Source organism: Hoeflea sp., from assembly GCF_984452065.1.
Window position 1 is genome coordinate 38,711 of sequence record NZ_CFHWAF010000013.1, and the last position, 10,690, is coordinate 49,400.

Annotated in this window: 10 protein-coding genes and 1 pseudogene; 5 read left to right on the top strand and 6 right to left on the bottom strand. The window is 61.3% G+C overall.

Annotation, left to right across the window (positions count from 1 at the left end):
* Positions 1–10: 10 nt before the first annotated feature.
* The 4 genes from AC5E6N_RS04530 to hppD form a co-directional block, all read right to left on the bottom strand.
* Entirely contained in the window at positions 11–1,159 is a 1,149-nt protein-coding gene (locus tag AC5E6N_RS04530; RefSeq protein WP_491746699.1) for a substrate-binding domain-containing protein, read from the bottom strand.
* Positions 1,160–1,183: 24 nt separating this feature from the next.
* Positions 1,184–2,572, bottom strand: coding sequence for an indoleacetamide hydrolase (gene iaaH, locus AC5E6N_RS04535; protein WP_491746700.1), 1,389 nt, complete (start codon positions 2,570–2,572; stop codon positions 1,184–1,186).
* Between the two features lie 58 nt (positions 2,573–2,630).
* Positions 2,631–3,386 (bottom strand): response regulator transcription factor, encoded by a 756-nt coding sequence (locus AC5E6N_RS04540; RefSeq protein ID WP_491746701.1) that lies wholly within the window; start codon positions 3,384–3,386, stop codon positions 2,631–2,633.
* A 164-nt stretch (positions 3,387–3,550) separates the two neighbouring features.
* The gene (hppD, locus tag AC5E6N_RS04545) at positions 3,551–4,663 is read right to left on the bottom strand and encodes a 4-hydroxyphenylpyruvate dioxygenase (protein WP_491746702.1); all 1,113 of its coding nucleotides are present in this window, start codon (positions 4,661–4,663) and stop codon (positions 3,551–3,553) included.
* A gap of 131 nt (positions 4,664–4,794) precedes the next feature.
* On the opposite strand from hppD, the gene AC5E6N_RS04550 reads away from it, so the two are divergent.
* The 4 genes from AC5E6N_RS04550 (at position 4,795) to AC5E6N_RS04565 (ending at position 8,747) form a co-directional block, all read left to right on the top strand.
* Positions 4,795–5,253: an Lrp/AsnC family transcriptional regulator gene (locus AC5E6N_RS04550; protein WP_491746703.1), complete on the top strand. Its 459-nt coding sequence runs from the start codon at positions 4,795–4,797 to the stop codon at positions 5,251–5,253.
* A gap of 356 nt (positions 5,254–5,609) precedes the next feature.
* Positions 5,610–6,659 (top strand): TRAP transporter substrate-binding protein, encoded by a 1,050-nt coding sequence (locus AC5E6N_RS04555; protein ID WP_491746704.1) that lies wholly within the window; start codon positions 5,610–5,612, stop codon positions 6,657–6,659.
* Positions 6,660–6,897: 238 nt separating this feature from the next.
* Positions 6,898–7,428: a TRAP transporter small permease gene (locus tag AC5E6N_RS04560; protein WP_491746705.1), complete on the top strand. Its 531-nt coding sequence runs from the start codon at positions 6,898–6,900 to the stop codon at positions 7,426–7,428.
* Positions 7,425–8,747: a TRAP transporter large permease gene (locus AC5E6N_RS04565; protein ID WP_491690058.1), complete on the top strand. Its 1,323-nt coding sequence runs from the start codon at positions 7,425–7,427 to the stop codon at positions 8,745–8,747. Before AC5E6N_RS04560 ends, AC5E6N_RS04565 begins: the two co-directional genes overlap by 4 nt.
* A 9-nt stretch (positions 8,748–8,756) precedes the next feature.
* Here the strand turns inward: AC5E6N_RS04565 and AC5E6N_RS04570 are convergent, their stop codons facing one another.
* Entirely contained in the window at positions 8,757–9,977 is a 1,221-nt protein-coding gene (locus tag AC5E6N_RS04570; RefSeq protein WP_491746708.1) for a winged helix-turn-helix domain-containing protein, read from the bottom strand.
* 1 nt (position 9,978) lies between these two features.
* Complete coding sequence (locus AC5E6N_RS04575; RefSeq protein WP_491746706.1) at positions 9,979–10,521, bottom strand: hypothetical protein; 543 nt, start codon at positions 10,519–10,521, stop codon at positions 9,979–9,981.
* On the opposite strand from AC5E6N_RS04575, the pseudogene AC5E6N_RS04580 reads away from it, so the two are divergent.
* Positions 10,511–10,690 (top strand): annotated as a pseudogene (locus AC5E6N_RS04580) (MFS transporter); the annotation flags it as partial. The gene AC5E6N_RS04575 and the pseudogene AC5E6N_RS04580 sit on opposite strands and share 11 nt — an antisense overlap.

A 10,690-nucleotide genomic window follows, 5' to 3' on the forward strand; every position in this document is an offset into this window, starting at 1 on the left:
CCGGATGACCTTAGTTCGCGCACCCCTCGGATGTCACGACGCCGGGAAACGACTGAACGACCGTGAACGAGCCGCCCGTTCCGTCGGCAAGGTAGATGGTCTGCGTGACGTGACCGCCTTTCAGCATGCCTTCACCGCGCGGGGAATCATAGGTCGTTCCTTCCGCGGCGGCATCCATCGCGCCGACGTCAAGACTGCCTGCCTTGTTGGCGATGGCCGCCAGCAGTTTCAGCCCGTCATAGGCCGATTGGCCGAGCGTGTTGAGCGGTGCGGCATCATCGCCGAAAGCGTCCGCGTAAGATGCCGCGAAATCCTTCGCCGCATCCGTGTCGATCGAGGCAAAATAGCCGGCTGACGAATAAAGCCCGTCGGCATTCGCCTCACCGATGCCGGCGAGCGTATTCTCCTCGATCAGCGTCCCGAGCCGGATCGCCTGCTTGTCGAGGCCAAAACCGGCAAACGCCACGTTGAAGCCGACGGAACCCCCGCCGACCAGCGTGATCAGCACGCCGTCCGCGCCGCTTTCCTTGATCTTCTGCAGAGAGGAATCGAAATCGGAAACCGTGAAGGGAAGATATTCCTCGCCGACGACTTCACCGCCGGCATCGGCGATATAGGTCTTGGCGAGCGCATTGGTGTCACGCGGCCAGTTATAGTCGTGGCCGATCAGGTACCATTTGCTGGCACCCTTTTCCTGCATCAGATGCGGAATGACCGGCGCAAGCTGCTGGCTGGGCGTCTCGCCAGTCACATAAAGGCCGTCGCCGCAGGCATTGCCCTCATAAACAGGCGTATAGACATACGGAACCTGACCCTTGAAAAGCCCCATCAGCGCCGAGCGAACGGCGGAATCGTGCATGCCGACAAAGGCTTCGACGCCTTGGCCCTTCCACAATTTGAGGGCTGCCTGTGCCGCTTCCGCGGGCGGCACGCCCACATCCGCGAAGACCAGTTCGATAGTCTCGCCATTGATGCCGCCGGCAGCGTTGATTTCCCTGGCGGCGAGCATGGCCGATTTCCGGGTGGATGGGCCGAAGAGGCCTCCGGGTCCGGAATCGGGCACCAGCACGCCGACCTTGATGTCGGCAAAGGCGGTTCCCGCGAGCGCCGTTGTCGCCAGCGCGGCGGTCAGCACGGTTTTGATCATGGTTGACGTCATGGCGTCTTCCTCCTGTTCCCCTGATTATTGTGAGAGCGCTGCTTCGGCAGCCCGGGCAAGCGAGAGCAGATCGGCATCCCGGCCCGCCAGCCCGTCGAATTCGATCCCCACCGGAAGCCCGGTGACATTGCGGCAGGGCAATGAGATTCCGGGCACACCGAGGTTGGAACCAAGATCGGTGTTGCGGATATAGGTTGGAAATGTCGACACCTGCGCGCCGTTGAGTTCAACGGTTTCGTCAAGACCGATATCGCGGGCCCGCAGCGGCGTCGTCGGAAACACGATCGCCGACAGCCCGTGCGCCCTGAAGGCATCCTCATAGATCGCCCGCATGGCCGGCCGGTGAACGTCCATGGCCGCCCGGTAGGCTTCCTCCGGCATCGCATCGTCGCCGAGCTGACTGCCGATCGCACCGGCCACATCCGGCGAACCGATCGTTTCCACAAGCGCACCGAACGCCACATGCGGCGCATGTTCTTCAAGATAAGCCGGCAAGTCACGCATGACTTCGTAAAAGACGACCGGAAAGCTGAAAGCCTCGTTATGGGGCCAAAGATCCGCAAGCGTCACGTCGACCAGCGTTACGCCCGCCTTCTCAAGCGCCCGCAGGCTTTCCTCGACCGCGGTCTCCACCTCCGGTTCGAGGTTCTCGAAAAGAACCTCTGCGGGAACGCCCAGCCGCACGTCCGTCAGATCGGTTTTTCCGTTCAGCGGGTCCTGCCCGCTCAAGACGCCGTCGAGCAAAGCTACATCTTCGAGCGACCGCGCCAAAGGCCCGGCGGTGTCGCGCGTATGGGAGATCGGCACGATGCCGTCACCGGCATAGCGTCCGATCGTCGGGCGGAAGCCGACCACACCGCAAAGCGCGGCCGGAATTCTGCATGAGCCGCCAGTATCCGTGCCGAGCCCGGCCGGGAAAATGCCGGCTGCAACGGCCGAGGCCGTTCCTCCGGACGAGCCGCCGGGGATCTTCGAGGGATCATGCGGGTTCCGCACCGGTCCGGTCACCGCATTGTTCGATGTGATGCCGAAGGCCAGCTCGTGCATGCCTGATTTGGCGCCGATGATGGCGTCTTCGTCAAGCAACCGCGAGATTACGCCGGCATCTGTTTCGGGCGTACAGTCCTGCAGCGCGGCGGTGCCGCCGGTGGTCGGATAGGCCGTCGTGTTGATATTGTCCTTGACGATCAACGGCAGCCCGCACAGTCGCCCGCCTTCTCTCCTTGCCCGTTTTTCATCCGCGTCAAGCGCAAACTTGGCGAGCAGATCCGGATCAAGGAAGGAAACCGCATTAAGACCGACGTTCTCGCGCCAGCGCCTGACCGTGTCCTGCGCATATTCCCGCGCAGAAAGCTGCCCGGCATCAAGACGGCGCAAAAGCTCCGCGGCACCGAAATCAGACGCTTGTGCCATGTCTTCCTCCCTTATGGGGAAGAAGCCTAGCTAAGATGCTCCGGCAACGGCATCGTCATTAATGATGATTTTGGTCTGTCAGGTACCGCGCAAGCTGTGTACGCCGGTTGAGGCCCGACTTGCGGAAAATCGCACTGATATGGGTTCGCAGCGTCGGCTTCGAGATCAGCAGCTTTTCGCAGATATCCTCATCGGTGGAGCCGATGACCAGCATATCCGCGATCTCCGCTTCCCGGGCCGTGAAACCCAGCCGCTCTCTTATTTCACTGAACCGCAGAGCCTGTGCGTTCGAGCCGAATTTCTGCGCGCGGATCAGCGCGTTCACGAAACTCGGGCCGATGGCATCGACGATGAACGCGTCGCGTTCGGAAAAATCCTCGCCCCGGTCACCGCGCCATATCCGCATGTCGCCGATATTGGTGCCGCGGTCATAGGCAAAGTAGTTCAGCCCGTAACACAGGCCGTCGCGCTTGAGGAAATCGTTGAAGAATTCCGTGCGCACAAGCTGCTCGTGCCGCATGATCCGGCTGACGGGCGTCGCCCTGCGCCGTCTCTGCAATGTCGGCGTTATCGGGTCGCGGAACTGATAATAGCGCTCATAGCGTTCCAGATTGTCCCAGCTCATATTGACCTGGACCGCGGAGACGAATGTCTGCGTGTTCTCGTCCCAGATATAGGAGGCGAAATAGTCGGCGCGCAGCAGTTCCAGGAGCCGTTGCCCGACGCGCTGACGCACCTCGACATGATCGTAGTCGCCGCTCAGATCGCGCATGATCGAGAAGACCAGATTTGCTTCATGACTGGTCAGATTCATGCAAAGGCCCTCCCTGTCCCGTGTTCCGGCCGGCAAATCATAACCAAACCTGGAGCATTTGACGACTCGCCGCCGTCCCGGCCGCCATGCCGCACACATTCGGGGCAAAGAAAAACCCCGCCGTCTCGACAGCGGCGGGGTCGGATGTTCGCCTGCCGGAAATCCTATTCGGCAGCATCCACCTTAAGCACGCCGCGGCGGATCTGGTCTTCCTCGATCGACTCGAACAGGGCGCGGAAATTGCCCTCGCCGAAGCCTTCGTCACCCTTGCGCTGGATGAACTCGAAGAAGATCGGACCGATGACGGTCTTGGAGAAGATCTGAAGCAGGATCTTGGTCATGCCGCCGTCGACCACGCCTTCGCCGTCGATCAGGATACCGTGTTTCGCCATGCGCTCCAGTGGTTCGTCATGGCCGTTCACCCGCTCCCGGGATTTGTCGTAATAGGTCTGCGGCGGGCCGGGCATGAATTTGAGCCCGTTGGCGGCAAGCTTGTCCGTCGCATCGTAGATATCCTCGGTGCCGACGGCGATATGCTGAATGCCCTCGCCCTTGTATTTGCGCAGATATTCCTCGATCTGGCTCTTGTCGTCGGTCGACTCGTTGAGCGGAATGCGGATTTTTCCGCAGGGGCTGGTGATCGCGCGCGAGACGAGGCCGGTCATTTTTCCTTCGATATCGAAGAAATGAATCTGCTTGAAGCCAAACATCTCGCGATAAAAGTCCCACCATTTGTCCATATTGCCGCGAAAGACGTTGTGGGTGAGGTGGTCGAGATAATAAAAGCCGACGCCGTTCGGTTTCGGATCCTTCTCGCCCAGCCACTCGAACGCGCCCTCATAGGGCGAACCCTTTTCGCCATAGGTGTCGACGAAGTAAAGCAGCGAGCCGCCAATGCCGACAATGGCCGGGACATCCAGCGCCTTGTCATCGCCCTCATAGGGTGTCGCGCCTTTTGAAACGGCATGGTTGAACGCGTGATCGGCGTCGACCACCCGCCAGGCCATGGACGGCGCGCACGGGCCGTGCAGATCGATGAACCGATCGGCAAAGGAGCCCTTTTCGGCATTCAGGATGTAATTGACATCGCCCTGCCGCCAGACGGTGATGTTCTTCGTCTTGTGGCGTGCGACGGGCGCGTAACCCATACACACGAACAGCGCTTCGAGCTTTTCCGGCTCCGGGTGGGCAAACTCGACAAATTCGAAACCGTCGGTTCCGGCCGGATTGGCCTCATCGATCTTTGCCGGCGGTGCGTTGTGTGGAAACGGACCCATGCGAGCACTCCTCATCTGTTTATGTTTGTGTCATTATCTCGCAAATCTGCCGCACAATGCTTGCAAAATTCGCTCGCTTCGATATTTTTTCGCACAGTTTTCGCAGATAGATCACAAAATACACACAGATCATGCTCGACCAATTTGACCGGAAAATTCTCCGGGAGCTCCAGAAGGACGCCCGGCTGACCAATGGGGAACTGTCGGAGCGGGTAAACCTGTCACCGTCACAATGTTCGCGCCGCCGCTTGCGGCTGGAGGAGGAAGGATATATCCGCGGCTATTTCGCCGGCCTCGACCGCATGCGGCTCGACCTCGGGATCGTCAACATCATCACGGTGACGCTCGACACGCATAACCGCGACAACGCCAAGCGGTTCGCCGAACTGGTCAATCGGCTTCCGGAAGTTCTTGAGGCACACGCATTGACCGGTGAGATGGATTACATGCTGAAGGTGGTGACGGCTGACCTCAAAGCCCTTTCGGGATTCGTCAACGATATCCTGCTGCCGCATGAATCCGTCAGGCATGTCAAATCGGCTATCGTCCTTGAAACCATCAAGGACACACATGCCCTGCCGCTAAATTAGGTTTGCGAAACCGGCGCATGGATCAATTCGTCACGACGGCCTGGACAGTTACAAAAATAGGCATTTCCATGCCGTCCGCGCGGAGGCCGAACCGAAGGGCACTGACGAACAAGGCGGCGCAAGGCCGCCGCGGTTTAAAAAGGGGTACCTGGGAGAAAGCAGACAGGCCTGTGGTCATGCGGTCGGTCTGACTGCGTGAATTCATAACCGGTCCGATATGGATCGACCGGCACTTTTCATTTTACCTCCACCATCGAAACTGCTTTCATGCTCAAAAGCGTGCCGGCAGCCGAGGACATAAATGAGGGGACCGGCAACAAGTTTCAATTCGTTGCGGGATTTCAGGGAGGATACCGATGAAGAAACGCACACTGATGAAATCGTTCGCGGCAGCCGCCTTTGTCGCGGCAGGGCTTGGGGCGGGCATGCTGCCGGCCATGGCGCAGGAGGTGACGCTGCGCCTGCACCAGTTCCTGCCGCCGCAGGCCAATGTGCCCAAAAATGTCCTCATGCCCTGGGCGGAGAGCATCGAGAAGGCATCCGACGGACGCATCAAGGTCGATGTTTTCAGCGCCATGGCGCTCGGCGGAACGCCGCCGCAACTGATCGACCAGGCGCGCGACGGTGTCGTCGACATTGTCTGGACGCTGCCGGGCTATTCGCCCGGGCGCTTCCCCCGGGCCGAAGTCTTCGAACTGCCTTTCATGATGACCAATGCGGAGGCCGGTTCGCGGGCCTATTGGGAACTGTTCGAATCCGACATGAAGGACACCGACTTCAAGGACCTGAAGATCCTCGGCACCTGGATGCACGGACCCGGCATGTTCCATGTCCAGGGCGACGGCATCACCAGGCTTGAGGACATGCAGGGCAAGAAGCTGCGTGGTCCGACCCGTGTCATCAACGGGCTCCTGTCCGAAATGGGCGCGACACCCGTCGGCATGCCGGTTCCGGCCATACCGGAAGCGCTTTCCAAGGGCGTGATCGACGGCACCGTCATTCCGTGGGAAGTGACGCCGGCGCTGAAGATCCCGGAACTGGTCGGCACCCATACCGAGTTCTCCGGCGACCGCGCGCTTTACACGGCCGTCTTCGTTCTCGCCATGAACAAGGCCAGGTATGACAGTCTTCCGGACGACCTCAAGCAGGTCATCGATGACAATTCCGGCCTTGAATTCTCGGCCTTCGCCGGCCGCACCATGCAGGAATTCGACGCGCCGGGCCGCGAGATTGCCGAAAAGGCGGGCAACACCATCATCGTCCTGGACGATGCGGAAGTGGCGCGCTGGCAGGAAGCGGCACAGCCGGTTATCGACAACTGGATCGCCGAAATGGATGCCAGGGGCATCGACGCCCGCGATCTCTATAACCGCGCCAAGGCCGCGATAGACAAGAACACCAACTAGGGCCTGCGGGCGGGTGCCCGTTCTTTGAGCGCCCGCCCCGGCACAGCCCGAAACACCTCCGCCCGTTCGCAACTGCCCGCGCCCGCCCCGGCCGGCGGGCCACGTGAGTAGTGCGCAAACGGGCCACTGGATAACCGGAGCCCAGGATTGTCACGGCCCGCCAGGAGCGCGATAACTGACACTCGGGAAAAGGCCGACCGGGTCGACAGGGGCGACAAAGGCCGGATGGGGTAGCAGGATGGCAGAGCGAATTGACCGCTGGATACAGGCTCTCGCGCGCCTGACGGCTCTGGCGGGCGGTCTGGTTCTGACCGCATTGATCGTGGTGACGGTGATCTCCGTGTCCGGCCGCGCCCTGGTCTTCGCCGGCCTCGCTCCGGTTCCGGGCGATTTTGAGCTGGTCGAGGCCGGAACCGCCTTTGCGGTCTTCGCCTTCCTGCCCTGGTGTCATTTGCGGCGCGGACACGCGGTTGTCGAAATCCTCACCATGCATTTCAGCGACAATCTCGACCGCCTCATCGAGATCGTCGCCAATTTCCTGATGTTCCTGTTCGCGGCCCTCATCTGCTGGCGTCACTGGCTCGGAACCATCGACAAATACAGTTACAGCGAAACGACGTTCATCCTGCAATTTCCCATCTGGTGGGCCTATGCGGCCGGGCTTTTCGGCGCCGTGGTCTTTGTCATCGTGTCGGCCTGGTGTTTCCTGCGCAGCATCCGCGAATACCGCACCGGATCAAGTGTCGCCATCGGCGGAGAACTGCCGTGAGCAATCTTGAAATAGGCATCTGGTCGTTTCCCGTCCTGCTTCTCCTGATCTTCCTGCGCATACCGATCGGCCTTTCCATGCTCGCCGTCGGCGTGCTCGGCAGCTACATGATCAACGGGTCCTTCCTGATGATCTTCGGGCAGTTGAAGAACCAGACCTACGGAACCTTTTCCAGCTACTCGCTGTCCATCGTGCCGCTGTTCCTCCTCATGGGCCAGTTCGCCCGGCTGGGCGGCATGTCGACGGCGCTTTTCAAGGCGGCGGAAACATGGCTCGGCCACCGGCGCGGCGGCGTCGCGATGGCCGCGGTCGGCGCCTGCGCCGGCTTCGGCTCCATCTGCGGATCGTCGCTTGCGACCGCCGCCACCATGGGGCAGGTCGCCTTGCCCGAACTCAAGCGCTACGGCTTCTCCGGTCCGCTCGCCACCGGCACGCTTGCCGCCGGCGGCACGCTCGGCATTCTGATACCGCCCTCGGTGGTCCTCGTCATCTATGCGATTCTGACCGAGCAGAACATCGCCAAGCTTTTTGTGGCGGCGGTGGTTCCGGGCATTCTTGCCGCGCTCGGCTATATGCTCGCCATCTCGATTTACGTGCGCATCCGGCCGAATTCCGCCGGCACCCGCGAACGCGTGCCCTATGGCGAGCGTTTCCGTGCGCTGCTGGCGGTCTGGCCGGTTCTCGCCGTCTTCCTGCTCGTTGTCGGCGGCATCTATATGGGCATCTTCACGCCGACCGAGGCCGCCGCCGTCGGCGCGGCCGGCACCGGCCTCATCGCACTGGTCAATGGCGGGCTGACCTGGTCGACCCTCAAATCATCGATTCTCGACACCGCCAACTCCACCGGCATGATCTTCCTGATCATCCTCGGCGCGGCCATTTACAACGGCTTCCTGGCGCTGTCGCAACTGCCGCAGGAGGCAGCGCTCTACGTGACAGAACAGGGTCTGTCGCCCTGGCTGGTGCTGTCGATTATCCTGATCCTCTACCTGGTCTTCGGCTGTGTCATGGATTCGCTCTCCATGATCCTGCTGACGGTCCCGATCTTCTTCCCGATCGTCATAGGCCTCGATTTCGGCCTGTCGCCGGAGGAATTCGCCCTTTGGTTCGGTATTCTCGTGCTGATCGTCGTAGAGGTCGGACTGATCACCCCGCCCGTCGGCATGAACCTCTTTGTCATCAATTCCATGGCGCCGGACGTTCCGCTCGCCCAGACCTATCGCGGCGTCTTTCCCTTCGTCGCGACCGATCTTCTGCGGGTCGTTATCCTGGCGCTGTTTCCGTTCATCACGCTCGGCCTCGTCCGCTGGCTCTATTGATGCGAGCGGTCACGGCAGCGGCTCGCGGATCCATCCGTCCGCATAATCGATCCGCGCGCAGCCGGCGAAGCGGCGGATCCGGTCGAGCTCCGCCTCAAGACGTTCAAGGCGCCCGCGTCCGAGCTTCACCTTCGGCTCCGGCCAGAACGCGGTCACATCGAGCACACCCGAATCGCCGCGGCGTTTCATATCGATCCGCCCGATCAGCCGGTCCCCTTCCAGTAGCGGAAAGACATAGTAGCCGTATCGCCGCTTCGCCGCCGGTACGAACACTTCTATGCGGTAGTTGAAACCGAAAAGACGCTCGGCGCGCTTGCGGTCGCGGATTGCCGGATCGAACGGGCTCAGAACCCGGATACGGCCGGGCGGGTACGCAAGGCCGTCCAGCTCCGCCTCGATATCGGCGCGCGCGAACACCCGGTGGGGCCGCCCGCCCTGTGCCGTCTCGATCTCCATTTCTATCAGGTCACTGCCGAGTCTTTCCGCACACCATTTCTTTGCCTCGGCCGGCGTGATGCCGTCCCAGAAGGCGGCGATTTCGCCCGATGTGGCAAAGCCGAGACGGTCGAGCGCGCTGGAGCAGGCCCAGTCGATCGTTTCCGCCTTGCTATAGCGGTCCGTCCGATGTTCTTCGCCGATCACCCGTTCACTCAGGTCATAGACCTTCTGAAACCCCTCGCGGCGGCAAACGGCAAGCTGCCCCGTGCGCCACAGATATTCCAGCGCCGTTTTGGACGGATGCCAGTCCCACCAGCCGCCGTTGTTTTTCTTTTCGTCCTCGCCCATCTCCCGCGACATGGCCGGACCATTGCGCTCGATATGGGCAAGCACATCGTCGATTTTTTCCTCGAAACCCTCCCGGCGCCACTGGCGCCAGCGTTCGATCAGCCGTTCGCGGTAGCGCTCGAAACGCAGTTCCCAATAGGGATAGAACCGGCTCGGAATGATGGAGGCGTCATGTGTCCAGTGTTCAAACAGCGAGCGCTCTTTCTCCAGCAGCGTCTTGAGCTGTTTCGGCCGATAGCACTGGCGGCGGGAAAACAGGATGAGATCATGCGCCCGCGCCACGGTGTTGATACTGTCCAGCTGAACGAATCCGAGCCGTTCGATCAGCGTCTGCAACTCGCCCCGGCCGACTTTCCTCGACGGATCGTCGCAAAGGCCGTGGCGCTCGAGAAACAGCCTGCGCGCCTGCGCGTTGGAAAGGCGCGGCACCGCCTTGCCTGTGATATCAGCCACCGGCGACCTCCGGGATCGGTTTAAAACAAAACATGAACATCCTTAACCCGGTTCTGCGTCGAATGAAAGAGCTCCCGTAAGACGCTTGCATATGGGCGTCGATAAAATAGGCTGCAGGGCAATGGTGCGCGCCGATCTGGCGCGCCTTTTCCTGAGCCTTGGAGTTGTCGGCCTCATTCTGAGCTCCCCGGCACTGCCGCTGGCCGACGGCTCCGGCCTGCAGACGGTGTTCATTCTGGCGCTGGGGCTGCTTGCCTTCCTGCTTGGAACGGCAGAGGTCTTTCGCGACAACACGGCGCAGACGGTGCTTCCGCAACTGGTCGAATCGCGCGAGCTGGAACAGGCAAACGGCCAGCTGTGGAGCATCGAGCAGGTTATGGGCTCGTTTGTCGGCCCGCCGCTCGCCGGTCTCCTGATCGCCCTTGCCGTCCCGGCGCCATTCGGCTTCGATGCGGTCATGTTCGCGCTGTCGGCATGGTGTCTGTGGCAAATCGCCTTTCCGCCGACCGGTGCCGCAAGGCCGCGTGAACAGCATCTACAGGTTTTTCGGCTGGGGAATGATGCCTCTCGGAGCGGTCGCGGGCGGGGTGATCGTAACGGCGTTCGAGGCCGGTCTGGGGCGCGATCTGGCCTTGCGGATCCCGTTCCTGTGCGCCGCCGGCGGCTGCGCCGTTCTGCTTCTTTATGCCGTCGTCGCTCTTCGT